The following is a 26532-nucleotide window of genomic DNA, read 5'->3' as shown; positions in this document are numbered from 1 at the left end:
CATCCATCCCGGATCGGTAAGGTCAGAAGCATTCCTGTGAAGCGTGCAGGCCGTTGATGACCTTGACGCAGTCACGCCGCGGCACTGCTGCAGGAGCCGGACGCGGCGCCTGCGCCCGCGGCCTGGGTGGGCGCACCGGCAGCGCCACCGTCCGGATCGGCGAGGCCTGCGCCGGCAGCAGGTTTTCCTTGGTGGCGCCCAGGGTCTCGGCCGGGGCCGGGTCGACCTGGTTGCGCAGTGCCAGCGACAGGGTGCCGACGCTGCGCGCCAGGTCGAGCTTTTCGGCCTGCTCGGGCGTGACTTCGAGCGTGACGGCATTCACGACCTTCGGTTTGGTTTCGTCGCGGTTGACTTCCTGTGCCACCGCCAGCACCAGGATCCGTTCCAGCACGATCTTGGAGATGCTCCGCTCGCGCGCCCGTCCGTCCTGCGCCTGCTCCTCGGTCTCGGTGCTGACGATGATGTCGACGTAGTTCCCCGGCAGGGCGAAGCCGGCCACGCCGATCACGTCGTTGACGCGCACCGTGATGGCACGCTTGCCCTCGGTGATCAGGGCCGACAGGCCGCCCACGGTGCCGGCCGGCGCCAGCTTGGCCTCGCTCAGCGGCTCGCCCGCCAGGATGCTGGACTTGAGCACCCGGCCGCCGAGCTTCAGGGGGTCGTCGAACGCGCCTTTCGGTACGCTGTGGGCCGGCCAGTCGACCAGCTTGAGCATCTCGGGCGCCAGGCGCTGGCCGATGCTGATGTCGGCCCCTGCTACCACGATGCGGCCGGCGCTCTTGGCCGGCTGGGTCAGGAGCCAGCGCGAGGCCAGCAGGACGGCCGCTACGCCGAACAGGATCGCGAGCGCCATCACGATCACGGCACGCTTGTTTTTCATCGGGTATCTCCCAGGTTACCGGGTTCGAGCGCCGCGCAAGAACCGAACAGGCTGCTCCACGCCTGGACCACGCTGTTCACGTCGAGACGTGGCGTGTGGTCGGCGAACCCGGCGAAGTCGGCAATCCGGCCCAGCAGCTCATGCGGCCAGGCAGCCAGCAACGGACGCCGGGTGCGGCGGTGCAGTTCGTTGATCAGGTAATCGATCGCGCTGTCGTCGGCCTCGATGCCGCGCAGGCGGCACTGGCGCCACAGCAGCGCGCGGTAGCCTGCTTCGGAGAGCGGACCCACGGGAATCCGGTAACCGACGCGGCGCATGCAGGATTCATCCAGCACCGCCTGCGGCGCCAGGCTCGTGACCAGCACCAGGGACACGTCGAACGGCAGGGCATGGCTGGCCCCGCCCGGTACCGTGACGTGGTCGGCGCCGCTCTCGAGCGCGCCCAGCCAGCGGTGCAGGACTTCGGCCGCCGGCACCCGCTGGCGGCCGATGTCGTCGAGCACCAGCAGGCCGTTGTTGGCCAGCAGGTGCGGCGGCGCGCGCAGCACGCCGCTGGCGGCGTCGATACGCAGCTCCAGCATGTCGCGCGCCAGTTCGGCGCCCACGTGCACCAGCGGGCGCTGACACAATGCCCAGCGCGCGTCGCAGCTGCGCCGTTCTTCCAGCGTGCGCGGCTGCAGCGGCGCGGGATGCAGGCCCGGGTCGTAGATCTGCACGATCTCGTGGTTGACCAGCACCGCGTAGGGAATCGCCACCGGCTCCTGGCGCAGCCGCGCGAACTTGCGCGCCAGCGTCGTCTTGCCGCTGCCGGAAGGTCCATACAACATCAGCGGACGGTTCGAATGCAGCGCCGCGCCGATCAGCTCATGCACCGCGGGCTCGATGCCGTCCTCCGCCAGTGTGGCCTGCAGCTCGGCGGGGGTGACGCGGGCGGCGTCGGGCTGGCGCAGCGACTGCTGTTCCACGATGCTGCGGTAAGCGTCGAGCGTCACCGGCGCCGGTCCGACGTAGCGCGATTCGGCCAGGTACCCGGCAGCGGCGCGCTGCCCGAAGGCGGTCAGCTGATAATGCACGTCGATGTCGGAGTCGCCATGCCAGGCCACCTCGGCCAGTTGTTCCGCGACCAGCCCTTGCAGTACTTCGCGCAGCACACTGACCGACAGACGCAGGCGTCCGGTCAGCAGCGAGAGCGGCATCTTGCCGCCGGCGTGCATGATCTTGACCGTGAGCGCCGTGACCAGGCGCGCGTCAAGGCCGGTATCGCGCACCGTGCGTGGCTGGCGCGGCAGCACGGGGGCGGGCTCGGTCTCAGGCCCACTGGCGGCTGCGGTTGCCGGCAGGCCGTCAAAGGGAGCACTTGGCCTAGATGGTGAAAACACTTCCATGAGGAAACCTCCTGATGAGGTGCGGATATTTCTTACATTTGTTAAATTGATTCTAACCATCGCTCCCGCCCCCCCGTTTGACCTCCGGCAAGGAAGCGGAAACCGCGAAACCGGGGCTTAACGGCTCACCAGGAAGTAGATCGTGCCGGCGGCAATCGCTACGCCGTAGGGCATCGAACCGGCGCTTGGCTGCGCCTCCGTCCGGGTGACGGGAAGTCGCAAGGCGACCTGGCGCACGAGGCTCCAGAGCCTGACCAGCGCCAGCTGCAAGCGGCCCCGGAAGATGATGATGGCCAGGGCCATGATGCCGCCGGCACACCAGGCGAGAACCGCGATGTGCAAGGCGGCCGCCGGACCGGTGAAGGCGCCGACCGTGGCCATCATCTTCACGTCGCCGGCGGCCATGCCACGGATGATGTAAAGAGGAAGAAAAATCAGCAGTCCGGCGGCGGCGCCGCCGAAACAGGCCAACAGGGCTTTGGCGGGCTCCGGCGACAGGGAATGAAGGGCCAATGCGGCCACGAAGCCTGACAGCAGCAACAGATTCGGGATGCGCCGGCTCGCGAGGTCGTTGATCGCAGCGGCGGCTACCAGCAGCAACAGCAGTGTGTCGAGATAGGGCGTGACAACCATGATCGGCTCACAAAAAAAAAGCCCCCGGGGCCGGATGGCCCCAGGGACGGCTGCGCTTAGGCGATGGTGAGCTTCGTGACGATTTGACCGAACAGCGTGCTGATTTGATCGCCGAGGGACTCGGCCGCCACCGCCATCACAACGCCGACCAGTGCAGCGATCAGGCCGTATTCGATGGCCGTTACACCGTCTTCATCGGCAACGAAGGTTTTGATGGCGGAGGTAATGGTGCTCATGATGAACTCCTTATGGTAGTTGATGGGACTTCTGCTACAGGGTCTTACTGACAGACGGGGCCCCGTCTTGTGCTGCTTTCGACTGCGTCTGTCAGTGAGTTCACTGTACCGAATAGTGCCGTACGGCAAGTTGATGTCGGGCAAGTTTTCCATGTGGAAACGTGAGCCTGCCATTTCGTTTGCGCTCTCACAAACGCAGCGATCCGGGTGCCTACCGTATTTGCATCAAAACGATAATTATTGTTAAGAATAGTTGCCTACTATACAAAAACGCATTATGCTGTCCCTCTTGCCCGCTTAAAAAAGCGGCAATTATGCGATCAACCCGGCCGCGCTCTTTGCCTGATTCAGTTCTCTCTGTTTCTGAAAAAACCGACATGGATTCCCTGCTGAGACACATGGTGGACATGACTGGCCACCGCGATCACACGATGCTCGACATCTCCGTGATTTCAGCGGTCCAGGAACTGGCGGGGGCGCTGCAGACCCGGGTCTTGAGCATCACGACGGTCTGCGGCCAGAAATTCGTCCGTCCGCGCGCCTGCATCCGCGCCGGCGGCGTGGCCTGTCCGGTAGAGATGCACGACGCCGCGAGCGCGGGAGATCCGATCGCGCTCTTTCCGGAACTGGCGCACTGCCTCGAACACCACGATTCGCGCGCCGAAGGCATGGGAAGCGACGGCCTGCGCCGCCTGTGGCTGCCGATCTGGTTCGGGGACCAGGCCGACACCTGCCTCGAGATCACGCACGAACACGTATTCACCGCCGAGTCGATCCACACCATCAGCGGGATCGTGAGCGTGTACCGCAACTTCCAGAACCTGCTCGACTACAGCGAGCGCGACTCGCTCACCGGGCTCCTGAACCGCAAGACCTTCGACGACCAGCTGGCGCGCATGCTGCACTGCGGGGACGCCGAGCCGCGAATGCCGGGCCATCTCGAAAGGCGCCACCACGTGGCCGAGGAAAAGCAATGGCTGGCCGTGGTCGACGTCGACCATTTCAAGAGCGTGAACGACCGCTTCGGCCACCTGTACGGCGACGAAGTGCTGATCCTGATCGCCAACCTGCTGCAGTCTTCCTTCCGTTCGCAGGACCGGGTGTTCCGCTTCGGCGGCGAAGAGTTCGTGGTACTGCTGCGCTCGACCACGCTGGAGAACGCGCGCAAGATCATCGACCGCTTCCGCACCAACGTCGAGGCGCACGTATTCCCGCAGGTGGGACGGGTCACGGTGAGCGTCGGCTTCACCAGCATCAGCGCCGCCGATTCGCCGGTGGTGACCCTGGGCCACGCGGACCAGGCCCTGTACTTCGCCAAGGCCAACGGGCGCAACCGCGCCTGCCATTACGAGGAACTGGTCGCGAACGGCCTGCTGCAAACCATCGCCACCAACGATACCGCCGAATTCTTCTAAGGCGAGGGGGCAACCCGCTGCGCGAACTCCAGCGCATCTTCCAGGCGGTCGTCGCCCCAGAACATCTCGCCCTGCACGATGAAGGTCGGCGCACCAAAGATGCCGCGTGCCCGCGCAGCGGCGGTCTGCGCACGCAGCGCTTCCTTCGCATCCGGCTGTCCGGCCGCCTGCACGATCGCGGCGGGATCCGCAACCAGGCCGTCGAGCGCGGCCAGCACCACGCCGGCGTCGTCGATCTCACGGTCGTGCACCCAGTTCTCGCGCATGATGCGGCGGCAGAATTCCCCGATCCACGGCTGTCCGCTGCCCAGCAGCGCCACGCGCAACGGCAGCACCGCCCGGCGCGGAAAATTCGTCGGCCGCGTGAAAGGCAGCCCGTACTTCGCGCTGCGGCGCGCCATGTCGCGCCAGACGTATTCGCCTTTCTCTTTCTGCTCGGCGAAGGGCGAGCTTTGCCAGCCGAGTTCGCGGAAGATGGGCCCGAGCAGGAAGGGCTTCCAGTGCAAGGGCACACCGGCGCTGCCGGCCAGGGCCTCGATGCGCATCACGGAAAGATAGCTGTAGTTGCTGCCGAACTCGAACCAGCATTCGATGGGTGCCGCCATGCCCTTCCCTCCCCGCTTGGTGGAAAACGCCATTGTCGCCGCATTGTCGGGTATCGTGCGCATGGAAGCCATGGAATGCGGAGGGAAGATGAGCAAGCTACTGATCATGACTGGCGCCGGGCGCGGCATCGGCGCTGGTGGCGTCCATCCGCGACGGCGGCGGACAGGCCGTGGCGGCCTGTAAGGAACAGCCTGGATCTCAGGCGATGTTCATGAACTGCAGCGGGTTGACGTTCCACTTCTCGGCCGACTCGTGGCGCAGGATCTTGTCGCCGCCGCCGAAGCCGAGCGGCTTGGACAGGTCGAGGGTCTGCGGCTTGATATAGCCAGGCGTCTTGGTGCTGAAGAACACATTGACCTTCGGCGTGAGCAGGCTGGTTTCGTGCGGCTCGATCACCACGCCGAGGCGCCCCGATTCGAGCAGCACCAGGGTGCCGACCGGGTAGATGCCGACGCAGCGCATGAACTCCTGGGCCAGCGTCGGGCTGAAGTGGAACTTGCTCCACTCGTAGATCTTGCGCAGCGCTTCGGCCGCCGGCATGCCCTTGTGGTAGCAGCGGTCCGAGGTAATCGCATCGTAGACGTCGACGATCGCCGCCATCTGCGCCAGCTCGCTGATGCGAGCTTCGTCCTGCTTGTCCGGATAGCCGCTGCCGTCGCGCCGTTCATGGTGGTGCAGCGTGATGTCGAGCGGGATCGGGCCGATCTCCGGCGTCTTGACCAGGATGTCGTAGCCGTCGCGCGGATGGCGCTTGATGATGTCGAATTCCTCGTCGCTCAGGCGGCCCTGCTTGTTCAGGATGGCGTCCGGCACCAGCGCCTTGCCGGTGTCGTGCAGCAGGCCGCCCAGGCCGGCCTGGTAGATCGTGTCTTCGTCCATCTTGCGCGAACGGCAGAACGCCACCAGCAGCGCGCACACGCTGACCGAATGCAGGAAGGTGTAGTCGTCCTTGTTCTTGATGCGCAGGAGGCCCAGCAGGGCGCCGGAATTGCGCAGGATCGATTCGGTCACGCTCTCGACCACCGGCCCCACCTTGTCCAGCTCGACCGCCTTGCCGAGGCGGGCATCGGCCATCACGGTGCGCACCAGGCCGGCGGCCTGCTTGCGGATCTGGGCGGCACGCTGCAGTTCTTCGCCCAGCGACACGCGGGTGACGATCAAGGGTTTGGTGGCGATCGCCGTGACTTCCGCTTCGGTCGCGGCTTCGGCCTGGGCCAGGGTCGGCGCATCATCCACGTCCATGCCCTTGCTGCAGTCGATGACGACGCCGCGGATCTTGGCGTTGCGGATCTTGTAGATCTCTTCGTTGGTGGTCAGCAGGAAGCGGCTGCGCACGAAAGGATGTTCCATCCAGCCGCAATCGAGGTCGTGGATGAACATCCCGACCTTCAGCTGTGATGCATCCACCTTTTTCAACATATCGCTACTCTGTCTGTAATAATGTCGGCGCCCGTCGGCCATCATGCAGTATAGCAATATTGTTACATTCCATCATCGTTTGTTGCTTATAAGACACACAGCCAAGAATGGAACTTCGTCAACTCCGGTATTTTGTCGCCATCGTCGACCACGGTTCGCTGTCGCGCGCCGCACTGGTCCTGCACGTTGCGCAGCCGGCCTTGACGCAGCAGCTGCGCCAGCTCGAGGAAGAACTGGGTGCGCAACTGCTGCACCGCTCGGCACATGGCGTGCTGAGCACCGATGCGGGCAAGATCTTCTACGAGCATGCCCAGGCCATCCTCAAGCAGGTGGCCGATGCGCGTTCGGCGGTGGTCCAGTCCACCACCCGGCCGTCGGGCAGCGTGTCGCTCGGCCTTCCTCACAGCATTTCGGGTGCACTGGCGCTGCCGTTGCTGCGGGCCGCGCGTGCCAGGTATCCCGAAATCACGCTCCAGCTGACCGAGGAGATCTCGGGCAGCCTCACCGAGCAGCTGAAGTCGGGCCGCCTGAACCTGGCGGTGCTGTTCGATGAAGTCCCGGCCGGACACTTCACCGCGACCGCGCTGGTCGAGGAAGACCTGATGTTCATCTGCCGTGCCGGTTCGGCTTTCGCGCCGGCGGCAGCGACGCTGACCCTGAAGGAAGCGCTGGCCAGCACCCTGATCCTGCCGGCGCGCCAGCACGGCGTGCGGCCGCTGGTCGAGCAGGTGGCGCAAGGCGCGGGCCTGGCGCTCGGCCCTGTCCTCGAAATCAACTCGCTCGCCATCCTGCGCTCGGCCCTGCTGGCCGATCTCGGCGCCACCCTGCTGCCGGTTGCGCCCCTGCTGGCCGACATCGAGCGCGGCGCGATGGCGGCCTGGCCGGTCGGCGCGCCGGCGGTGACGCGCCATGTGACGCTGTGCGCGTCGCGTAACATCCCGCTGACGAATGCGGCGGCGGCGATCGGGAAGCTGGTGCGCGAAGTGACCGAAGACCTGTGCGCGCGCGGCGCCTGGCCGGGCGCGCGCCTGATCTCGGGTTGACCATATAACGGTCATCATTTTTTCTTATACCCCCATCCGCATTCCCTATTGGCCCTGCCGGGACTAAATCCCTACACTCCACGCGGTTAAAAAGCGCCCTCGCCTACCCGGCGGCCGGCGCCACAGCACCGAACCACACAATGGAGACCCGCATGCCAGATACCGTCACGCCACAGGCCGTGGCGCCGGACTATTCGTCCCGCCTTCACACCGTTACCCTGGACGACAAATACACCGCCAAGTCCGGCAACATCTTCCTGTCCGGTATCCAGGCTCTCGTGCGCCTGCCGATGATGCAGCGCGAGCGCGATGCCGCCGCCGGCCTGAACACCGCCGGCTTCGTGTCCGGCTACCGCGGCTCGCCGCTCGGCGGCCTCGATGAGACCCTGTGGAAGGCCAAGGGCCATCTGGAAGCGAACAAGATCCAGTTCGTGCCGGGCGTGAACGAAGACCTGGCAGCGACCGCGGTCTGGGGCACCCAGACCGTCGACCTGATCGGACCCGCCAAGTACGACGGCGTGTTCGCCATGTGGTACGGCAAGGGCCCGGGCGTGGACCGCTGCGGCGACGTCTTCAAGCACATGAACCATGCCGGCACCGCGCAGCACGGTGGCGTGCTGCTGGTGGCCGGCGACGACCACGGCGCCTATTCCTCGACCCTGCCGCACCAGTCCGACCACATCTTCTCGGCCTGCATGATCCCGGTGCTCTACCCTTGCAACGTGCAGGAATACCTGGACCTGGGCGTGCACGGCTGGGCCATGTCGCGCTACTCGGGCTGCGCGGTCGCCTTCAAGGCACTGGCCGACACGGTCGAATCGAGCGCCTCGGTCGATGCCAATCCCTTCCGCGTCGAGGTGAAGTATCCGAAGGACTTCACGATGCCCGAAGGCGGCCTGAATACGAAATTGTCCTCGGTCCCGCTGGGCCAGCAGGCGCGCGCCCAGGAAGCGCTGATGCAGGACTATAAAATCTACGCGGCGCTGGCCTATGCGCGCGAGAACAAGCTGAATCGCACCACCATCGACAGCCCGGACGCGAAACTCGGCATCATCGCCTCCGGCAAGTCCTACCTCGACGTGCTGGAAGCGCTGGAAGAACTGGGCATCGACGAAGCCATGGCCGCCAAGGTCGGCCTGCGCCTGTACAAGGTCGCGATGATCTGGCCGCTGGAGCCGGAAGGCGTGCGCGAATTCGCGCAAGGCCTGGAAGAGATCCTGGTGGTCGAAGAGAAGCGCCAGGTCGTCGAGTACCAACTGAAAGAACAGCTGTACAACTGGCGCGACGACGTGCGCCCTCACATTGTCGGCAAGTTCGACGACAAGGGCGAATGGGTCGCGCCGCGCGGCGACTGGCTGCTGCCGCCCAAGGCCGACTTCTCGGTGGCGCAAGTCGCGCGCGTGATCGCCGGCCGCATTGCACGCCTGGTCACCGACGAGGCTACCCGTGACCTGATCAAGGCGCGCCTGTCCTTCCTCGAAGCCAAGGACGCCGTACTGCAGAAGGCGATCACCACGCCCTTCCGCCCGGCCTTCTACTGCTCCGGCTGCCCGCACAACACCTCGACCAAGGTGCCGGACGGTTCCTTCGCGCTGGCCGGCATCGGCTGCCACGTGATGGCGACCTCGATCTACCCGGAGATGAACAAGCTGACCACCCACATGGGCGGCGAAGGCACGCCCTGGATCGGCCAGGCCGCGTTCTCGCAGGTGCCGCACGTGTTCCAGAACCTGGGCGACGGCACCTACTTCCACTCGGGCTACCTGGCGATCCGCGCGGCGGTGGCGGCCAAGGTCAACATCACCTACAAGATCCTGTACAACGACGCGGTCGCGATGACCGGCGGCCAGCCGGTCGACGGCCAGACCTCGGTGCCGATGATCGCGCAACAGATGGCGGCCGAAGGCGTCAAGCGCATTGCGCTCGTCACCGAAGACCTGTCGCGCTACGCGGACCGCTCGAACCTGCCGGCAATGGTCACCCTGCACGACCGCAAGCACATGGACGACGTCCAGCGCGAGCTGCGCGAACTGCCGGGCGTGACCGTCATCATCTACGACCAGACCTGCGCCGCCGAGAAGCGCCGCCGTCGCAAGAAAGGCGAGTTCCCCGACCCGAACCAGCGCATGGTGATCAACGAAGCCGTGTGCGAAGGCTGCGGCGACTGCGGCATCCAGTCGAACTGCGTCTCGATCCTGCCGAAGGAAACGGAATTCGGCCGCAAGCGCCAGATCGACCAGTCCTCGTGCAACAAGGACTACTCCTGCGCCAAGGGCTTCTGCCCGAGCTTCGTCACCGTCGAAGGCGGCACGCTCAAGAAGAGCAAGGCCGGCGTGTCGAAGAACGGCGCCGACGATGGCTGGGGTTCGCTCCCTGAGCCGGTCCTGCCGAGCGTCGAGCACCCGTACAACATCCTGATCAACGGCATCGGCGGCACCGGCGTCATCACCGTCGGCGCCCTGATGGGCATGGCCGCCCACCTCGAGGGCAAGGGCGCATCGGTGCTGGACATGACCGGCATGAGCCAGAAGAACGGCTCGGTGACTTCGCACGTGAAGATCGCCGCCACCCCGGACCGCCTGCGCGCGCAGCGTATCGCCACCGGAGAGGCGGACCTGATCCTCGGTTGCGACATCCTGACCACCGGCGCCGCCGATGCGGTATCCAAGATGCGTCCGGGCCGCACCCTGGCCATCGTCAACCTGCACGAGCAGCCGACCGGCACCTTCGCCCAGCAGCGCGACTGGGAATTCCCGTCCGGTGATGTACGCTCCCTGATCCTGGAAGCCGTGGGTGGCGAGTCGGGCGCCGATTTCGTCGACGCGACCAAACTCGCGACCGCGCTGATGGGCGACTCGATCGCGACCAACCTGTTCCTGATGGGTTACGCCTGGCAGAAGGGCCGCATCCCGCTGTCGGAAGCCGCGCTGCTGCGCGCGATCGAGCTGAATGGCGTGGCCGTCGCTTCCAACAAGATGAGCTTCCTGTGGGGCCGCCGCGCCGCCGTGGACTTCAAGCGCGTCGAGAAGCAGGCCACGCCGACCCATTCGATCGTGGTGCAGATGCCGCAAAGCCTGGGGGCGATCGTCAAGAAGCGTGTCGAATTCCTGACCGGCTACCAGGATGCTGCCTATGCACGTGTCTATGAAGACCTGGTGGCACGCGTGCAGGCTACCGAGACCGCGAAAGGCCTGGGCAACAAGCTGTCTACCGCTGTCGCCAAGTACTACTTCAAGCTGATGGCCTACAAGGACGAGTATGAAGTGGCGCGCCTCTACACCGACGGCCGCTTCGTCGAGCAGCTCAAGACCCAGTTCGAAGGTGACTTCAGCCTGAAGTTCAACCTGGCCCCGCCGCTGTTCGCCAAGAAGGACGCCAAGGGCCACATGGTCAAGGCGCAGTACGGCTCCTGGATGTTCGGCGCGTTCAAGCTGCTGGCGAAAATGAAAGGCCTGCGCGGCGGTGCCTTCGACATCTTCGGCCACACCGCGGAGCGCAAGATGGAACGTGCCCTGATTGGCGAATACCGTGAGATGGTGGAAGGCCTGATCGCCACGCTGGACGCGGCCAACCATGCGGATGCCGTCGAACTGGCCTCGCTGCCGGAACAGATCCGCGGCTTCGGCCACGTGAAGGAAAAGGCCGTGGCCGAGTTCCGTGCACGCAAGGCTGAGCTGCTTTCCGGCAACATCAAGCGTCGCGCTGCGTAATTAACTGGAGGGGGCGGATTGCCGCTCCCCTTCCGCGCGCCCAGCTTGACGTTAACGTTAACGTCATATACCGTACCAGGATACCCCTGTCCTCCCGAACTCCCAAGGACCTAATCCAATGAACGACATCACCACCGCCGCGAAACTCGACCTGCCGGAGCAGCCGAAGCTGGCCAACAAGGTGCGCTTCGTGACCGCCGCTTCCCTGTTCGACGGCCATGACGCCTCGATCAACATCATGCGCCGCATCCTGCAGTCGAACGGCGCCGAAGTGATCCACCTCGGCCACAATCGCTCGGTCGACGAAGTCGTCACCGCGGCCCTGGCCGAAGACGTGCAAGGCATCGCCATCTCGAGCTACCAGGGCGGCCACGTCGAATACTTCAAGTACATGATCGACCTGCTGCGCCAGCGCGGCGGCGCCCACATCAAGGTGTTCGGCGGCGGCGGCGGCGTGATCGTCCCCAGCGAGATCGAAGACCTGCACGCCTATGGCGTCACCCGCATCTTCAGCCCGGAAGACGGCCAGCGCATGGGCCTGGTCGGCATGATCCGCTCGATGCTGGAAAGCTGCGACGTCGATCTGTCCTCCTACGCACCGAGCTCGATCGAAGCGCTGCAGCAGGGCGACATCGCCGCGCGCCACCGTCCGCTGGCCCAGCTGATCACCGCGCTCGAAAACGGCAAGGCCGACCCCGAACTGCACAAGCAGATCGTGGAAGTTGCCGATACCGTCAAGACACCGGTGCTGGGCATCACCGGCACCGGTGGCGCCGGCAAGTCCTCGCTGACCGATGAACTGATCCGCCGCATCCGCCTCGACCAGGGCGACCGTCTCAACATCGCCGTCATCTCGATCGACCCGTCGCGCCGCAAGTCGGGCGGCGCCCTGCTGGGCGACCGCATCCGCATGAATGCGATCAACCCGTGGAACGGCCAGGCGCGCGTCTTCATGCGTTCGCTCGCCACCCGTGAAGCCGGCTCCGAAATCTCGCAGGCGCTCCCCAGCGTGATCGCCGCCTGCAAGGTGGCCGGCTTCGACCTGGTCATCGTCGAGACCTCGGGCATTGGCCAGGGCGACGCCGCCATCGTGCCGCACGTCGACACCTCGATGTACGTGATGACCCCGGAATTCGGCGCCGCCTCGCAGCTCGAGAAGATCGACATGCTCGACTTCGCCGACTTCATCGCCATCAACAAATTCGACCGCAAGGGTGCGCAGGATGCCCTGCGCGACGTCGCCAAGCAGTATCAGCGCAACCGCGAACTGTGGAGCAAGCAGCCTGACGAGATGCCGGTCTACGGCACCCAGGCGTCGCGCTTCAACGACGACGGCGTCACTGCCCTCTACCACGGCCTGCTGCCGAAGCTGGCGGAACTGGGCCTCAAGGTCGATGCAAGCCGCCTGGCCCCGCCGACGCAAAAGTACTCGAGCGGCAAGAACGTGATCGTTCCGCCGGCCCGTGCGCGCTATCTCGCCGAGATCGCCGACACCGTGCGCGGCTACCACCGCAACGTGAAAAAGCAGGTGCAACTGGCACGCGAGCGCCAGCAGCTCAGCGAGACCCAGCGCATGCTGGCCGCCGCCAACCGTGAGATTGTCCTCGACGACCTGATCACGGAACGCGACAACGCCATGGAAGGCGGCGCCAAGAAGCTGCTGGCCATGTGGCCGGACATGCAGGCCGCCTATGCGGGCGACGATTACGTCGTCAAGATCCGCGACAAGGAAATCCGTACCCGCCTGGTGCAAAAGACCCTGTCCGGCAATCCGATCCGCAAGGTCGCGCTGCCGAAGTTCGAAGACCACGGCGAGATCCTGCGCTTCCTGATGCTGGAAAACGTGCCGGGCTCCTTCCCCTACACGGCCGGCGTGTTCGCCTTCAAGCGCGAAGGCGAAGACCCGACCCGCATGTTCGCGGGTGAAGGCGACGCCTTCCGCACGAACAAGCGCTTCAAGCTGGTGTCGACCGGCATGGACGCGAAACGCCTGTCCACCGCCTTCGACTCGGTGACCCTGTACGGCGCCGACCCGGCCATCCGTCCCGACATCTACGGCAAGGTCGGCAACTCGGGCGTGTCGATCGCGACCCTGGACGACATGAAGGTGCTGTACGACGGCTTCGACCTGTGCAGCCCGAGCACCTCGGTGTCGATGACCATCAACGGCCCGGCCCCGACCATCCTGGCGATGTTCATGAATACCGCCATCGACCAGCAGATCGACAAGTTCGTGGCCGACAATCATCGCCAGCCGACCGACGACGAGGCCCAGAAGATCAAGGACTGGGTCCTGATGAACGTGCGCGGCACGGTGCAGGCCGACATCCTGAAGGAAGACCAGGGCCAGAACACCTGCATCTTCTCGACCGAGTTCTCGCTGAAGGTGATGGGCGACATCCAGGAATACTTCGTGCACCACCAGGTGCGCAACTTCTACTCGGTGTCGATCTCGGGCTACCACATCGCCGAAGCCGGCGCGAACCCGATCTCGCAGCTGGCCTTCACGCTGTCGAACGGCTTCACTTTTGTGGAAGCCTACCTGGCGCGCGGCATGCACATCGACGACTTCGCCCCGAACCTGTCCTTCTTCTTCTCGAACGGCATGGATCCGGAATACACGGTGCTGGGCCGCGTGGCGCGCCGCATCTGGGCGGTGGCGATGCGCGACAAATACGGCGCCAACGAGCGTTCGCAGAAGCTGAAGTACCACATCCAGACCTCGGGCCGCTCGCTGCATGCGCAGGAGATCGACTTCAACGACATCCGCACTACGCTGCAGGCCCTGATCGCGATCTACGACAACTGCAACTCGCTGCACACCAACGCCTACGACGAAGCGATCACCACGCCGACCGACGAATCGGTGCGCCGGGCCTTAGCCATCCAGCTGATCATCAACCGCGAATGGGGTCTGGCGAAGAACGAGAATCCGAACCAGGGTTCCTTCATCATGGACGAGCTGACCGACCTGGTCGAAGAGCAGGTGATGCAGGAGTTCGAACGCATCGCCGAGCGCGGCGGCGTGCTGGGCGCGATGGAAACCGGCTACCAGCGCGGCAAGATCCAGGAAGAGTCGATGCTGTACGAGCACAAGAAGCACGACGGCTCGCTGCCGATCATCGGCGTGAACACCTTCCGCAACCCGAACGGCGCCGGTGCACCGGCGACGATCGAGCTGGCGCGTTCGACCGACGACGAAAAGCAGTCGCAGCTGACCCGCCTGGAAGCCTTCCACGCACGCAATGCCGACCAGGCCCCGGCCGCGCTGGCAGCACTGCAGCAGGCCGCGATCGACAACGAGAATGTGTTCGCCAGGCTGATGGACGCCGTGCGCGTCTGCTCGCTGGGCCAGATCACGACCGCGCTGTTCGAGGTCGGCGGGCAGTACCGCCGCAATATGTAATCCTTCGGTGAGTTTTTAGCCGAAACTCACCGCATACACCGGCGGCAGCGTGGTGGACAAAGTCCGCCAGCTGTCGCCGCCGTTTTCCGAGATCCACACCCCGCCCGTCGTCGACCCCATCAGCAAGGTGCGGCCGTCGCCGCTCACCGCCAGTCCGTGGCGGTACACCAGGTCATAGCAATGCTCCTGCGGCAGGCCATGGCGCAGCACCTCGAAGCTCTTGCCGCCGTCGCGGGTGCGCAGCACCGCCAGGGCCGCGCCCACCGGAATGCGGCGCTGGTCCGCCTCGGCCGGCACGAACCAGGCCGTGTCGGCATCAAGCGGATGGGCCGCCACCGCGAAACCGAAATGCGACAGCGGCGCGCCCCTGATCTCCTGCCAGCGCCGACCGCCATCGAGCGAGCGCCACATGCCGTTGTGGTGCTGGCACCAGAGCACGTCCGGCTGTCCGGCGCAGCGCACGATACGGTGCGGGTCCTGCACTTCCTCGTTCTCGTTCATCTCGGGCGGCATGTAGTCGGCACGCATGCCGGTCGCGCTGACGGTCCAGCTTTCGCCGCCATCCTCGCTGCGCCAGGCGCCGCCGCAGGATACCCCCACCAGCAGGCGCCCGGCGTCGCGGGGATCGATGCTGATGCTGTGGATGCCGGGAACGTCGTAGCCGCCGCCGAACCAGTTGGCGCGCTGCGGCACGTCCCACAGCGAACGCACCAGCTGCCAGGAATCGCCATGGTCGCGCGAGACGAACAGGCCGCCGGGCAGCGTGCCCGCCCACAGCAGGCCGGGCTGGCTGGCATGGCCTGCCTCCAGCACCCAGATCATCCGGTTGTTCCAGTCGGTCTTGTCCTCGCTGTCCTCCGGTTTGGGCGGATAGGCAGGCGCCGGCAGTTCGGTCCAGGTTTCGCTGCCGGCGCGGCGGCGGTGCAGCTTCACGCCGAAGTGGCCCAGGTTGAGCGCCGCATACAGGGCGCCGTCGCGCGGGTCCGGCAGCGCCATCGATACCGGCTCGCCAAGGAAATGAACCGGACCGAAGTCCCAGCGTCCGCCTTCCTTGCGCAGTTCGAACAGGCCCTTGCGGGTCGACAGATATGCACGCTCGCTCATCGTTTCAGCCTCCGGAAAGTGCCTGCAGCACGTAGACCTGGCTGTCAGGCAGCAAAGGGTCGTCCAGGCGCGCGGGGTCGCGGCAACGCCGGCCGTCGATAAAGATCGTCACGTTCGCGCGCAGCCGGCCCTGGTCATCGAGCACGTAGCCGCGCAGCAGCGGATTGATGGCGAAGGCATCCTCCAGCCCGGCGCGGAGCTCGCACGCCGCGGACGCGACTTGCGGCACGCTGGTAAAGCGCGCCAATTGCTGGGTGAAGAACAGCTGTGCCATGGCCGACCTGACGCTCCTTCGTTGTTTCTCTTGCGAAATGCCATTCTATGCCTGTCGGACCGGGGCGGCTACTGTCCAATCCCGTGGCCGCCCCTCGCTGCCCTGGCCTAGAATGGACTGACGACAACCAGCGGAGTTCACGCATGCCGATTCAACCCGAACAGCTCGCCGCCCTGATGCGCGAAGTCGAACTGGAAGACCCGATCGATTTCGCCGACCTTCCCTTTCCCGAGGATGAATTGCGTGGATTGGTCGCCACCCACCTGTGCGAGATGGCGGCGGCGATGGAAAACTTCAGCACCGAAGACCGTCTGATGACCCTGCTCGCGGTATCGGCCAAGCTGGTGCTGGAAAACCTGGTGTTGCATGTCCAGTTATTGCGCCGGCATGGTTTACCTGTCGGTGAGAATGTCGAAGCCCTCCTCAGCCGCCTGCGCAAACCTTGAGCATATGCGCTGATCCCCCATCCATGGGGCTGCAATCAGCAGCGAACTGCTGTTATCTTTCCATAAATCAACACGAAAACCCGTTCCATCTCGCACAATAGCAACAGTAACCGGCTATTTATAGATACGAATCAGATGATGACGTTGACAACGGATTCCTTAGGGTATTATTAACACTCGGGAAACTTCGCTTGTACCGAAAACAATCTTTACGCAAGCGCCTTCATCAAAGGGAAAGACAATGCCGAGTACTCTCACCAAGAAACAACTTGCCGTTGCCGTGGTTTCCGGCGCCATCCTGCTGAGCGCGGGCATGGCGGGTTGCAGCCGCTCGCAAACTGCGGAAGAGCTGATTGCCGAAGCGCAACAGTATGAAAAGAAGGGCGACCACAAGGCTGCGCTGATCCAGCTCAAGAATGCTGTTGCACAAAACCCGGAAAACGCGGAGGCGCGCCTGCGCCTCGGCACCCTGCATCTTGAACTCGGCGATGCCACTTCCGCGGATAAGGAACTGCGCAAGGCAGCCAGTCTCGGTGGCGCATCCGACAGGATCCTGCCGAATATGGCGCGCGCCTTGCTCATGCAAGGGAAATTCAAGGAAGTCCTGGAAGAAATCAAGCCGGAACAAGCACAAAAATCGGCCGAACTGATGGCCCGCCGCGGTGACGCCCACTTCTGGCTGGAACAACGCGAACAATCGAAGGAAGCCTTTGATGCCGCGCTGGCGCTGGATCCGAATTCTGGCGACGCGCTGATCGGCCTGGCGCGCCATGCGGCCGTTGCCAATGATCGGCAAGGCGCGCAGCGCTACGTGGAGGAGGCTACGACCCGTGCGCCGCGCCATGTCGAAGCGTGGATGATGAAGGGTAACTTTTTGCGCAGCACGAACAACGCCAAGGAAGCGCTTGCTGCCTATGACAAGGTACTCGAGATCAATCCGGGACATCGAAGCGCCCATGTCGAAAAAGCCTACGTCCACATCGGAACTGGCGACCTGGCTGGAGCAAAAGCCGACCTCGATGCCGCTCGGAAACAGTGGAACGGCGATCTCAACGTGACTTATGCCCAAGCCTTGCTCGACTACACGAACGGTAAGAATGCGGAAGCAAAAGAATCCCTGCAAAAAGTCTTGAGGGTCTCCCCAGAGCACATGCCGAGCATCCTGCTGTCCGGCGCTGTGGAATTAAAGCTGGGCGCCAACCAACAGGCCGAGCAGTACTTGCGCAAATACCTCCAAACGAACGCAAATAACCTTTACGCCCGCAAGCTGCTGGCGCAAGTTCTGCTGAAATCAGGCCAGCCGGGCGAGGCGACGGCGGTGCTGGCCCCGGCCCTCAAGGACGGCGGCCAGGATCCGCAGCTGCTGGCGCTGACCGGCCAGTCCTACCTGCAGGCGCGTGATTTTGCCAAGGCTTCGGCCTACCTCGAACAGGCCAGCGTGCTGGCACCGGGCGCATCCAGCATCCATACCTCGCTCGGTCTGTCGAAGCTCGGACAGGGCGAGCTGGACAAGGGGATCGGCGAACTGGAGCGCGCTGCCACCCTCGACCCGAAGAACACCGACGCCGGCTTTGCCCTGGTCCAGGCCGAACTGCGCCGAGGCAAATTCGACAAGGCCATGGCCGCCGTTCAAAAGCTCGAAAAGGCCCAGCCGGACAATCCGGCCGTCCATACCGCGAAAGCTACCGTTCACCTGGCTACGAAAGATGTCAAGAACGCCCGTACCAGCCTTGACCGAGCGGTCGCGCTGAATCCCACCTACTTCCCTGCGGTTTCCCTTCTGGCACGGATCGACATGTCGGAGAAAAACGTCGCTGGCGCAAAAAAGCGCTTTGAAACCGTTTTGGCGAAAGATAACAAGCATTTTGACGCCATGCGTTCGCTCGCAGCGCTCGAATTGTCTCAGGGCAAAGTCGCTGAGGCTACCACTTGGCTGGAAAAAGCGCAGGCCGCAAACACGGGAGATGTCGCCCCGGCATTAACTCTGGCCGGCCATTATCTGAACGCTAAGCAGGCCGATAAAGCCCTGGTGCTGATGCGTTCGACGCTGACAGTGCATCCCGCGGACCCAGCCGTGCTGGACATGATGGGTCAGGCACAAGTCGCCAGCAAGGACTTGAACGGTGCGCTCGAGTCATACAGCAAGCTGACCGCGGCGGTGCCGAAGTCGGCGCCGGCCCACGTGCGCCTGGCGTCCGTGCAGATGATGATGAAGAACGACAGTGCTGCAGCAGAAAGCCTCAAGCGCGCCTTGTCAATCGATCCAAAATTCTTGCTGGCACGCTTGGGGCAGATCGAACTGGCAAACCGTAGCGGCAAGCACGAGGAAGCGCTTGCGATCGCCCGTCAGATCCAGGCGGACGATCCAAAGAAAGTGACTGGCCAGCTGCTGGAAGGAGAGCTGCTCCTGTCGCAGAAAAAGCTTGCCCCGGCCTTGGCGGCCTTCGAAAAAGCCTTCGCCACCTCCCAATCCCCCCAGGTGCTGATGAAAATCCATCAGGCGCTTGCTCAAAACGGCAGGGCGGCGGAAGGCGAAGCGCGCTTGGTGAAGTACCACGCCGCCAATCCGGGTAATGACCAGATTGCCATGCTGGTGGCCGACAGCTATTTGGCCAAGCGCCAGTACAAACCCGCCATCGCAGCCTTACAGGCAGCGTTGAAGACGAATCCTTCGAACCCTGTTGCGCTCAACAACCTGGCTTGGGCTTACCAGCAAGAAAATGATGCGCGTGCACTACCGACGGCGGAGCAGGCCTACAAGCTTGCCGGGAAGAGTCCTGCCGTGATGGATACCTTGGGATGGATCCTCGTACAGCAAGGCGAAACCGGACGCGGTGTCGATCTGCTGCGCAAAGCCGTTGACGCCTCGCCGAAATCGCTGGATATGCGCTTCCATCTCGCCGCTGCGCTGGCGAAAGCGGGCGACAAGGCCGGGGCGCGCAGGGAAGTCGAAAAATCGCTCGCCAGCGGCGAGCCTTTCGCCGCGATGGATGAGGCAAAAGCTCTGTTGCGTCAGTTATAAGGCCTGAGGCGGCCGCCGTGCGGCCGCCCCTCTACCTCAACACCATACCGCCCGACAAGACAATGAATTCCATTACCCAACAACAAGATTGCGAACGCGCTGTAGGTGGATTCTTTTCTCAAATGGTAGAGCGTTTGAATGGGAAACGCGACATTCTCATTCCATACTTCAATTTCCGAAGAGTCTTGAAGGGTAATATCGAATCTAATGTCCTGAAGGAAATTTTTAAACTCCGTTACGAGGTCTACTGCCTGGAGCGGCAGTACCTTGCAGCGAGTGAATTTGAAGAGGGTCTCGAGACGGACGAGTACGACGACTGTTCCATCCACTTTGCTGCCTACACTCTCGACAACAATATTGTCGGCACTGTGCGCCTGGTACAGCCCCACCCGGGCCAGGAATACCCCTTCGAATCGCATTGCATGCCTTTTCCCGATTTTGTCGCGCCGGCCCGCGAATCGGTTGCCGAAATCTCGCGCCTGGTGGTGAGAAAGTCTTACCGCCGGCGCCGGGGAGATTCGATGGAAGGCATCTCTCAGGATTTTGTCGAAAAAGGCAGCGCCAAGACCATCAAACCGCACTCAAGCGTACGGCGCGACAAGCGTGGAAATAGTCCGCTATTATTGTTGGGAATGTATCGGGAGATGTACCGCTATAGCCGTCAGAACGGGATCCGTTACTGGTACGCCGCTATGGAGAGGTCACTGGCGCGCTCGCTAGAAAAGATGGGATTCAAGTTTGTGCCAATCGGGCCACAGGTCGACTACTACGGCCCCGTCACCCCCCATATGGCCGACTTGGATGAACTGATCGGGCGTTTAGAGAGAGAAAATAAATTCCTGGCAGCCTGGTTCAACGATGAACCGATTCCCTTCTGGATCATGGTGAAGACTATGGCCGGAAACTTCCTGGGAGGGCTCAGGAAAAAATAACTAGTTCCAGACTGGAAGGACAGATGGACAACGGAAAACTACGCGTCAACCCTGACGCCTTCCTGTCCCGTGTTGAGTTCGGGGCACATCAAGAAACAATCGACCACGTCAACCGCAAGATTTTCCGGGCTTACCGGGGCTGCAATCCCAACAATATTCCTAATGACATTTTCAGGCTGCGCCATCAGGTGTACTGCCTCGAATGTGCATTTTTGCAACCCGAACAGTACGTCGACGGACTTGAACTCGACGACTATGACGACGCATCCACCCACTTCGCGGCCTACACGATGGACGAAAAGCTGGTTGGCGCCGTCAGACTCGTGCAGCCGCAGGTACCAAAGCCCTATCCCTTCGAATTGCATTGCGAAGTATTCAGCGATTACGACTTTCCTGAACGTGAGCAGGCAGCTGAAATTTCGCGCCTGGTGGTCAAGAAAAGCCACCGGCGCCGGCGTGCCGACAGCGTGCTCGGCGTGCCTGGTTTCGTCCAGAACAATGAGGCAGGAGTCGAATTCGATCCCGCCGTCGACCGGCGCGACCGCACGTCGCCGATGCTCTTGCTCGGAATGTACCGCGAAATGTTCCGGCACAGTGAAGACACCGGAATTCGCTATTGGTTTGCGGCAATGGAGCGCTCACTGGCGCATGCACTGAAGAAAATGGGATTCCGATTTATGGCAATCGGTCCGGAAGCTAATTATTATGGTTCGGTAACACCATACGTGCTCGATCTGCACGATTTGCGGCGCAAGTTGGCGACGAGTAATCCAACGCTGGCGGCTTGGTTTGCTGAAAAGCCGCCAGTTGTCGAACATGCCCATCCTTCGCGCATACACGTGGTACGCAAACCAGGGCTGGGCAACGATATCAACTAAGCAGCGATACTGACCAGCTTGGTGACATGATTGCGGAAACTATGGATGACCATATGCGGTGCCTGCGGCACCTCCATTCCGGCAAGCATGTCATGCATCATCGCCATCGCTAGCGCTGCTACTGAGAAACTGCCTACGGCAATCTGCGACGCCGGGCATGCCGTACCGTCGGCCATAATGGTCAAGGCTTTCGCTACCTCTTCCCTCACCTGCTGGTCGAGGTGCGCGCCAATACGTCCCATCACCCGCGTGAACACGGCGGTATAACTCAAATTTCCCTCAGCGGCGGCGGCCTCGACATCGCGCTGCAGAATCGCGGGCAGCGAATGCCCCGAGTCCGGCGCGAAGTACAGCACCCCCGCACCAAATCCGATGTTCATTGCAGTGAAGATAGGCTTGCTCCGGGCGGCCGCATTGCCGTGCAGTGCAAGCACTGCTTCCAGATCGACGAAATCGATCGTGTCGAAGATGACATCGACCTTGTCGACCAGGTCGGCTGCATTGTGCTTGTCCAGCATGGCGACATGGACCTCGACTTTGGCCTCCGGGTTGATGCGCAGGATGTGTTTTTTCAATGCCTCAACCTTCGGCATTCCTACGTCTTCGAAATCGAAAAACTGCCGGTTCAGGTTATGCGCATCGACAGTGTCACCGTCGATGAGCACGAAATGCTGGAAGCCGGTGCGGGCTGCGCAAATGACGGGACCGCTGCCGAGCCCACAACCGGCAAACAGGATACGGGTATTCCGAATCTTGTCCTGAGTCGTGGCGTGGATATATCCACTGTTTCGCTTGGTAAATTCATCGTAGTTAAAAGTATTCATCGGATCTCGTATCTCGTGGTCGGGTGAGCAATAAAGGAATCCTAGTTCAATTTATTGCCTTAGGCGATAGTTATGTTCGCTGGCTCACTGTCGAATTCTCTTACAGTACCCCAGCAGGCGCAGGGCCCCTACTTGAACGTGCTTTCAGCTTTTCCTTTTGAATCAACATGTTAAGTAAAAGAATTAAATCTGGCACGGAACATGCTTAATAGTCCATGTCGCTGTTGTGTATAACTACCACGTGAGGATTGAATAATGAACATGATCAAGAAGATTTCGGGCGTCGCAGCTGGTGTTGCACTTGCTTTCGGCCTGGCTGCTCCAGCAAGCGCTGGCGTCACCCTGGTGTCGGGCGACTACAAGATTACCTTTAACGCCTATGATGCAGGTACCGTCGGCTACGTTCCTGGTGCGACCACCACCATTTGCAACACTACTGCATCATGCGATGCTGTCGTCGTCGACACCGATCGCGATGCTGACGCTCTCCCGGACACTTCGCCGTACGGCGTGGGCAGCGAAGACACCTGGGGTATCTTCTCGGTGCAAACCATCACCAACATCAAGACCGGCGATGCCTTCTTCACCCGTGGCGTGGACGGCTTCCTGATCGGCATGTTCGGCGGCCTGGCCGACCAGAAAGTTGACGTGTTCGGCATGGATACGGCGATTGCCTACGCCAATGGCGGCTGGCTGAACATGTACCTGACCAGCCAGGACTACGATCCGACCATCGGTCCGGACGGTCGCCTGGGTGCAATGGGATACCAAGGCGTCACCAACCAGGCGGGTGGCATTCTCGCCCTGTCGGCCGAGTTTGCCGGTACCGCAAGGGCGACTCAACCAGGGTACAGCTATTACTCGAGCTTCCAACTCGACAGCATTTTCGGCAATGGCGCAGGCTACCTGGACGTGACCGGCGGTGCATGGGCCGACGCGTTCGACCAGAACTCGGTCAAAGATGCTCTCGGCAACACCCGCGACATGTCCCTGAAAGCCACCTACCAGGTCACCAATACGTCCAAACTGGCTGGCTGGACCGTCGACGCAACCGGCGACGTGCAAGGCAATATCCCGGAACCGGGCTCGCTGGCACTGCTGGGCCTGGGCTTCGCCGGCCTGGCCGGTCTGCGCCGCCGCCGCGCTGCCAAGTAATTCCACCGCTGCCGGGTCATCCCGGTAGTGTGGACAAAAAAGGCCGGACCCTCATGGGCCCGGCCTTTTGCATTATCGAACTGATCAGGAAGGAAGGCGGTCAGGCCGCCACGTCATCCTGGCGCGGCGACAGGAAGGCCTTATGGAACAGGTGGCGCGCCAGCATCAGCGGGGGCATGCGCAGCCAATTTCCGCGTAAGTAAATTGCGCCCTGCGCCGCTGGGGTGAACCGGTCGGCGCAGCCGGGATGGGGTGGCGCCAGGCTGCGCAGGAATAGCGCATCCATCAAGGCCAGCAGCGGCGCCGGGGGCTTCCCTGCCGCCGCAGCCGCAGCGAGCACCGCCGGCGGGACCGTGGTCCCGAGCAGCCGGGCGCAATAGCGCAGCGCATAGAACAGCGGCCGTGCCAGTTGCAGCTGCACGGCGCGGGCAGCCAGACCTTCCCAGAACCCGGGCATGGCGCCGAAGTGCTGCAGCAGCCGGTGCAGGTCGAGCAGGTCGCGCAGGCCATGGTCCATTTCGCCTTCGGAGAACAGGTGTACCGCGCTGTGCAGCACCATGTCATGCGGCGCCAGCATCCACAATCCCTCGTTGCCCGGAATCGGCTGGCTTGCTGCCCGCAGCAGGGCCGGGTCCGGCCGCACGGCTGCGGTTTCAGGCAGGATCGCGTGGTGGACGTCGATCGCATTGCCGCGCTGGACGTGCTCCATCGGCGGCAATTCATGCATCCACTCGCGGTAGTAGCGCTGGTCGTAGGCATCCTGCTTTACGGTGGCCCAGCCGTGCAGTATCAGCGCCGCCTCGACATCACCGATGCGCTCCTTCGGCACCAGGATGTCGACGTCGGAAAAGATGCGTCCGGGAGCTGGCGGCAGGCCGGCCATCGCATAAGCGGCGCCCTTCAGCAAGATCAGCGGCAGGCCCAGGCCGTCCAGTGCGCGCCGGATCTGGCCGACCTCGAAGCGCACGGCGCGCCGGTGGCGTGCGGCCACGACCTCGGCCCATTCGAAGTGCCGGCGCGGCGCCGGCGGCACTGCTTCCAGCAGGCCGGCTTGCACGAGCATCGCACCAAGGCCGGCGCTCAGCTTGGCGTTGGCAGCCTGGCGCAACAGAAAGTCCCAACCGGCCAGGTCGAGCGTCGTCGACCGTGCGGGATCGCGCAATACCTCGATCAGGAGGGGTAGAGAGTGGGCGTTCGGCATCACTGGCTCCCCTCGGCGAAGCGCTCGAACAGGGCCATGGCATCGTCGAGCCGGCTGTAGCTGAATGCGTGGCCAGAACAGCTTTCCACCAGGCGCCCGAGGGTGTCGAAACCCTGCGCCCCCAGCACCGGATAATTGAAGGTGTTGTCGGCCATGCCGGTGAACAGGCGCGCCTTCGGCAGCGGCGCCAGTTGCGCCGCTGCACCCGCTATGTATTTCGGGAACACGATATGGGTGGCGCGCGCCGTGACGCCGGCGCTGGCGACGCTGGCAGCCGGCGCGCGCATGTGGGCGATGGTGCCCTTGGTGGTGCCGTGGACCTCGGGACCGAACAATGCGTCCGGCGCAAAGCTGCGCAGCACCCCGATCGAGGCATTCTTGAGGCTGACCGGGCGCGGTAGCGGCACCAGGGCCAGGTCATGTGGCCGCACCAGGGTCAGCTCGTCCGACAGCAGGCGCCAGCCGCGGCTGGCCAGGGCGCCGCACAGGGTGCTCTTGCCCGAACCTGGCGGCGCCGGCAGGATCACGCCGGCATTGCCGCGCTGGAGTACGGCGGCGTGGAAGATCAGGTAGCCATGCGCATGGTTCGACACGCACCAGTTCATCACCCACTCGAACATCGGGTAGGCCTGGGCCAGCGGCAGCGGCTGGAACGGCACCCGGCCGTCGCTGTCGAACCGTACCTGCGGACGGTACCAGCGGCGCAGGCCGCCAGAGCGGCGGAAGGCCAGCTGAAAGTCGGCAAACCCGTCTTCGCCCTCGACCGGATAGTCGGCATACAGCAGTGCGATGGTATTGGTCAGGTGGGGAATATCGGTATGGATGCGGCTGCGGAAGGGCCCGGTGCGCAGCACCAGGCCAGGCCCGGTCAGGGCAAGACGGCGGCGACATTCCTCGCGGCCAAGACTGGCCACGGTCAGCATGGACAATGCTCGATCAGGCTGAGCTGCGACAGTTCACGCAGCAGTACTTCCAGTTCGCCGTCGAGGGCGGCGGCGTCGTCGACGTCGAATTCGTTCAGCAGCCTGGAAGCCAGTGACACCGCGGAAGCGGGACCGGGGCGCAGCGCTTCGAGCACACAGAGCGCGGCCGGTCCGAGCAGATGGGTTGCGCCGGACAGGTCGTTGTACAGCACGGCTTCGTCATCCCAGCAGCGGTATCGAAGCGACTGTCCGTTCACCAGACGCCACAGGGCACGCGGCAAATCGGCCTGCAACATCCTTACTCGCCCTTGTAGGTACCCTCGAGGTATTCCTTGGTTTTGTCGACATCCCAAAAGACACCGCGCACCGGCTGATAATGACCGGAAGTCCGCAGTTCATTCCACATTTGCAGCAAAGTCCGCTCCGAAAGGAAGCCGATTTTTCCCGATTTCACATTCAGGTAAGCCGCAGTCAGATGCTTGCCGATGTTCTGCTTGTCGAAATCACATCCTTCCACCATGGCCAGCAGCGTTGCCGAGCCATAAGTGCTTGACAGGGGTTCAGGACAACTAAATACGCTGCTGAAAAGCATGCTGTTCGGCACGGGCCAGCCGCTGTGGTTCTTCCAAAACCCCGGAGACCTGCCTTCGCAAGCCACGGACCCGCTATCCACCTTATTGCTGTCCAGTCCCCCGGACAGCGCCGCGGATGCTGAAACGCAGGTGAAGTCGATGGCGTGGCTCTGGGCCGTCCACAGCACGCCGGCCGCACCGAGGCCGGCCTTGGCCAGGCGGCGACGCGCCGCACCGCGCGGGGTCATCGGAGCGGCCTGGTCGGCGCGTCCTGCTTGATCTTCGGTCGACACGGTATTCTTCCTCACGATGATGGTATGCCATGACGGCTGACATTTCAGTCAAGCAAGAAATATGCCGTGCCGCGCCGCCGGTAGCAAACTCGTTGTAAAAACAAGTACTTGACGGAGACGAGTCATCCTTCATGCAAGAAGTCTACCGAGCTTCATGCATGCTGTGTCAGATTTT

22 protein-coding genes are annotated in these 26532 nt (G+C 63.2%); 9 read left to right on the top strand and 13 right to left on the bottom strand.

Features of this window, described 5'->3' with window-relative positions; genetic code table 11:
• Positions 1–22: 22 nt before the first annotated feature.
• From cpaB to ACSQ25_RS23780, 4 genes are all read right to left on the bottom strand, one after another.
• Complete coding sequence (cpaB, locus tag ACSQ25_RS23795) at positions 23–880, bottom strand: Flp pilus assembly protein CpaB (protein WP_436108220.1); 858 nt, start codon at positions 878–880, stop codon at positions 23–25.
• The gene (locus ACSQ25_RS23790) at positions 877–2172 is read right to left on the bottom strand and encodes an ATP-binding protein (protein WP_436108219.1); all 1296 of its coding nucleotides are present in this window, start codon (positions 2170–2172) and stop codon (positions 877–879) included. Before ACSQ25_RS23790 ends, cpaB begins: the two co-directional genes overlap by 4 nt.
• Positions 2173–2382: 210 nt before the next feature.
• Positions 2383–2898, bottom strand: coding sequence for an A24 family peptidase (locus ACSQ25_RS23785; protein ID WP_436108218.1), 516 nt, complete (start codon positions 2896–2898; stop codon positions 2383–2385).
• Between the two features lie 56 nt (positions 2899–2954).
• Positions 2955–3134: a Flp family type IVb pilin gene (locus tag ACSQ25_RS23780; RefSeq protein WP_436108217.1), complete on the bottom strand. Its 180-nt coding sequence runs from the start codon at positions 3132–3134 to the stop codon at positions 2955–2957.
• Positions 3135–3511: 377 nt separating this feature from the next.
• Between ACSQ25_RS23780 and ACSQ25_RS23775 the strand changes: the two genes are divergently transcribed.
• Positions 3512–4549: a GGDEF domain-containing protein gene (locus ACSQ25_RS23775; RefSeq protein WP_436108216.1), complete on the top strand. Its 1038-nt coding sequence runs from the start codon at positions 3512–3514 to the stop codon at positions 4547–4549.
• Here the strand turns inward: ACSQ25_RS23775 and ACSQ25_RS23770 are convergent.
• Together ACSQ25_RS23770 and ACSQ25_RS23765 are read right to left on the bottom strand one after the other, a co-directional pair.
• Positions 4546–5154, bottom strand: coding sequence for a 2-hydroxychromene-2-carboxylate isomerase (locus ACSQ25_RS23770; RefSeq protein WP_436108215.1), 609 nt, complete (start codon positions 5152–5154; stop codon positions 4546–4548). The two genes, ACSQ25_RS23775 and ACSQ25_RS23770, sit on opposite strands and share 4 nt — an antisense overlap.
• A 199-nt stretch (positions 5155–5353) precedes the next feature.
• A complete protein-coding gene (locus tag ACSQ25_RS23765) occupies positions 5354–6574 on the bottom strand; it encodes an HD-GYP domain-containing protein (RefSeq protein ID WP_436108214.1) in 1221 nt (406 codons plus the stop codon).
• A 107-nt stretch (positions 6575–6681) separates the two neighbouring features.
• Between ACSQ25_RS23765 and ACSQ25_RS23760 the strand changes: the two genes are divergently transcribed.
• The 3 genes from ACSQ25_RS23760 (at position 6682) to icmF (ending at position 14733) form a co-directional block, all read left to right on the top strand.
• The gene (locus tag ACSQ25_RS23760) at positions 6682–7617 is read left to right on the top strand and encodes a LysR substrate-binding domain-containing protein (protein ID WP_436108213.1); all 936 of its coding nucleotides are present in this window, start codon (positions 6682–6684) and stop codon (positions 7615–7617) included.
• 152 nt (positions 7618–7769) lie between these two features.
• Positions 7770–11327: an indolepyruvate ferredoxin oxidoreductase family protein gene (locus ACSQ25_RS23755; protein WP_436108212.1), complete on the top strand. Its 3558-nt coding sequence runs from the start codon at positions 7770–7772 to the stop codon at positions 11325–11327.
• A gap of 118 nt (positions 11328–11445) precedes the next feature.
• Positions 11446–14733 (top strand): fused isobutyryl-CoA mutase/GTPase IcmF, encoded by a 3288-nt coding sequence (gene icmF, locus ACSQ25_RS23750; protein WP_436108211.1) that lies wholly within the window; start codon positions 11446–11448, stop codon positions 14731–14733.
• Between the two features lie 15 nt (positions 14734–14748).
• On the opposite strand, the gene ACSQ25_RS23745 is transcribed toward icmF, so the two are convergent.
• Positions 14749–15837 (bottom strand): WD40/YVTN/BNR-like repeat-containing protein, encoded by a 1089-nt coding sequence (locus ACSQ25_RS23745; protein WP_436108210.1) that lies wholly within the window; start codon positions 15835–15837, stop codon positions 14749–14751.
• 4 nt (positions 15838–15841) lie between these two features.
• The gene (locus ACSQ25_RS23740) at positions 15842–16111 is read right to left on the bottom strand and encodes a MoaD/ThiS family protein (RefSeq protein ID WP_436108209.1); all 270 of its coding nucleotides are present in this window, start codon (positions 16109–16111) and stop codon (positions 15842–15844) included.
• A 143-nt stretch (positions 16112–16254) separates the two neighbouring features.
• Here ACSQ25_RS23740 and ACSQ25_RS23735 point away from each other — a divergent pair, with 143 nt between their 5' ends.
• The 4 genes from ACSQ25_RS23735 (at position 16255) to ACSQ25_RS23720 (ending at position 21389) form a co-directional block, all read left to right on the top strand.
• Positions 16255–16557: a hypothetical protein gene (locus ACSQ25_RS23735; protein WP_436108208.1), complete on the top strand. Its 303-nt coding sequence runs from the start codon at positions 16255–16257 to the stop codon at positions 16555–16557.
• A gap of 241 nt (positions 16558–16798) precedes the next feature.
• The gene (gene prsT, locus ACSQ25_RS23730) at positions 16799–19579 is read left to right on the top strand and encodes an XrtA/PEP-CTERM system TPR-repeat protein PrsT (protein ID WP_436108207.1); all 2781 of its coding nucleotides are present in this window, start codon (positions 16799–16801) and stop codon (positions 19577–19579) included.
• Between the two features lie 62 nt (positions 19580–19641).
• Positions 19642–20511 (top strand): PEP-CTERM/exosortase system-associated acyltransferase, encoded by an 870-nt coding sequence (locus ACSQ25_RS23725; protein ID WP_436108206.1) that lies wholly within the window; start codon positions 19642–19644, stop codon positions 20509–20511.
• A 23-nt stretch (positions 20512–20534) separates the two neighbouring features.
• Complete coding sequence (locus ACSQ25_RS23720) at positions 20535–21389, top strand: PEP-CTERM/exosortase system-associated acyltransferase (protein ID WP_436108205.1); 855 nt, start codon at positions 20535–20537, stop codon at positions 21387–21389.
• Here the strand turns inward: ACSQ25_RS23720 and ACSQ25_RS23715 are convergent.
• Positions 21386–22213: a ThiF family adenylyltransferase gene (locus ACSQ25_RS23715; protein ID WP_436108204.1), complete on the bottom strand. Its 828-nt coding sequence runs from the start codon at positions 22211–22213 to the stop codon at positions 21386–21388. The genes ACSQ25_RS23720 and ACSQ25_RS23715 overlap by 4 nt on opposite strands.
• 255 nt (positions 22214–22468) lie before the next feature.
• On the opposite strand from ACSQ25_RS23715, the gene ACSQ25_RS23710 reads away from it, so the two are divergent.
• Complete coding sequence (locus ACSQ25_RS23710) at positions 22469–23368, top strand: PEP-CTERM sorting domain-containing protein (RefSeq protein WP_436108203.1); 900 nt, start codon at positions 22469–22471, stop codon at positions 23366–23368.
• A 100-nt stretch (positions 23369–23468) separates the two neighbouring features.
• On the opposite strand, the gene ACSQ25_RS23705 is transcribed toward ACSQ25_RS23710, so the two are convergent.
• Genes ACSQ25_RS23705 through ACSQ25_RS23690 form a run of 4 tightly spaced genes read right to left on the bottom strand, consistent with a single transcriptional unit; the run spans position 23469 to position 26357 of the window.
• Positions 23469–24569, bottom strand: a complete 1101-nt coding sequence (locus ACSQ25_RS23705; protein ID WP_436108202.1) for a nucleotidyltransferase domain-containing protein — start codon at positions 24567–24569, stop codon at positions 23469–23471.
• Positions 24569–25492, bottom strand: coding sequence for an HprK-related kinase A (locus tag ACSQ25_RS23700; protein ID WP_436108282.1), 924 nt, complete (start codon positions 25490–25492; stop codon positions 24569–24571). Before ACSQ25_RS23700 ends, ACSQ25_RS23705 begins: the two co-directional genes overlap by 1 nt.
• Positions 25486–25788, bottom strand: coding sequence for an HPr-rel-A system PqqD family peptide chaperone (locus ACSQ25_RS23695; protein ID WP_436108201.1), 303 nt, complete (start codon positions 25786–25788; stop codon positions 25486–25488). Before ACSQ25_RS23695 ends, ACSQ25_RS23700 begins: the two co-directional genes overlap by 7 nt.
• Before the next feature lie 2 nt (positions 25789–25790).
• A complete protein-coding gene (locus ACSQ25_RS23690) occupies positions 25791–26357 on the bottom strand; it encodes a hypothetical protein (protein ID WP_436108200.1) in 567 nt (188 codons plus the stop codon).
• Positions 26358–26532 lie beyond the last annotated feature (175 nt).

The organism is Massilia sp. LjRoot122 (assembly GCF_964252725.1).
GTDB lineage: Bacteria > Pseudomonadota > Gammaproteobacteria > Burkholderiales > Burkholderiaceae_D > Telluria.
The sequence above is the reverse complement of the archived record's forward strand: the minus strand, read 5'-3'. Positions and strand labels throughout refer to the sequence as shown.

Excerpts from the sequence above, each read along its gene's own strand:
- cpaB (WP_436108220.1), bottom strand. The coding sequence starts at position 880 with ATGAAAAACAAGCGTGCCGTGATCGTGATGGCGCTCGCGATCCTGTTC.
- ACSQ25_RS23785 (WP_436108218.1), bottom strand. The coding sequence starts at position 2,898 with ATGGTTGTCACGCCCTATCTCGACACACTGCTGTTGCTGCTGGTAGCC.
- ACSQ25_RS23780 (WP_436108217.1), bottom strand. The coding sequence starts at position 3,134 with ATGAGCACCATTACCTCCGCCATCAAAACCTTCGTTGCCGATGAAGAC.
- ACSQ25_RS23775 (WP_436108216.1), top strand. The coding sequence starts at position 3,512 with ATGGATTCCCTGCTGAGACACATGGTGGACATGACTGGCCACCGCGAT.
- ACSQ25_RS23770 (WP_436108215.1), bottom strand. The coding sequence starts at position 5,154 with ATGGCGGCACCCATCGAATGCTGGTTCGAGTTCGGCAGCAACTACAGC.
- ACSQ25_RS23765 (WP_436108214.1), bottom strand. The coding sequence starts at position 6,574 with ATGTTGAAAAAGGTGGATGCATCACAGCTGAAGGTCGGGATGTTCATC.
- ACSQ25_RS23760 (WP_436108213.1), top strand. The coding sequence starts at position 6,682 with ATGGAACTTCGTCAACTCCGGTATTTTGTCGCCATCGTCGACCACGGT.
- ACSQ25_RS23755 (WP_436108212.1), top strand. The coding sequence starts at position 7,770 with ATGCCAGATACCGTCACGCCACAGGCCGTGGCGCCGGACTATTCGTCC.
- icmF (WP_436108211.1), top strand. The coding sequence starts at position 11,446 with ATGAACGACATCACCACCGCCGCGAAACTCGACCTGCCGGAGCAGCCG.
- ACSQ25_RS23745 (WP_436108210.1), bottom strand. The coding sequence starts at position 15,837 with ATGAGCGAGCGTGCATATCTGTCGACCCGCAAGGGCCTGTTCGAACTG.
- ACSQ25_RS23740 (WP_436108209.1), bottom strand. The coding sequence starts at position 16,111 with ATGGCACAGCTGTTCTTCACCCAGCAATTGGCGCGCTTTACCAGCGTG.
- ACSQ25_RS23735 (WP_436108208.1), top strand. The coding sequence starts at position 16,255 with ATGCCGATTCAACCCGAACAGCTCGCCGCCCTGATGCGCGAAGTCGAA.
- prsT (WP_436108207.1), top strand. The coding sequence starts at position 16,799 with ATGCCGAGTACTCTCACCAAGAAACAACTTGCCGTTGCCGTGGTTTCC.
- ACSQ25_RS23725 (WP_436108206.1), top strand. The coding sequence starts at position 19,642 with ATGAATTCCATTACCCAACAACAAGATTGCGAACGCGCTGTAGGTGGA.
- ACSQ25_RS23720 (WP_436108205.1), top strand. The coding sequence starts at position 20,535 with ATGGACAACGGAAAACTACGCGTCAACCCTGACGCCTTCCTGTCCCGT.
- ACSQ25_RS23715 (WP_436108204.1), bottom strand. The coding sequence starts at position 22,213 with ATGAATACTTTTAACTACGATGAATTTACCAAGCGAAACAGTGGATAT.
- ACSQ25_RS23710 (WP_436108203.1), top strand. The coding sequence starts at position 22,469 with ATGAACATGATCAAGAAGATTTCGGGCGTCGCAGCTGGTGTTGCACTT.
- ACSQ25_RS23705 (WP_436108202.1), bottom strand. The coding sequence starts at position 24,569 with ATGCCGAACGCCCACTCTCTACCCCTCCTGATCGAGGTATTGCGCGAT.
- ACSQ25_RS23700 (WP_436108282.1), bottom strand. The coding sequence starts at position 25,492 with ATGCTGACCGTGGCCAGTCTTGGCCGCGAGGAATGTCGCCGCCGTCTT.
- ACSQ25_RS23695 (WP_436108201.1), bottom strand. The coding sequence starts at position 25,788 with ATGTTGCAGGCCGATTTGCCGCGTGCCCTGTGGCGTCTGGTGAACGGA.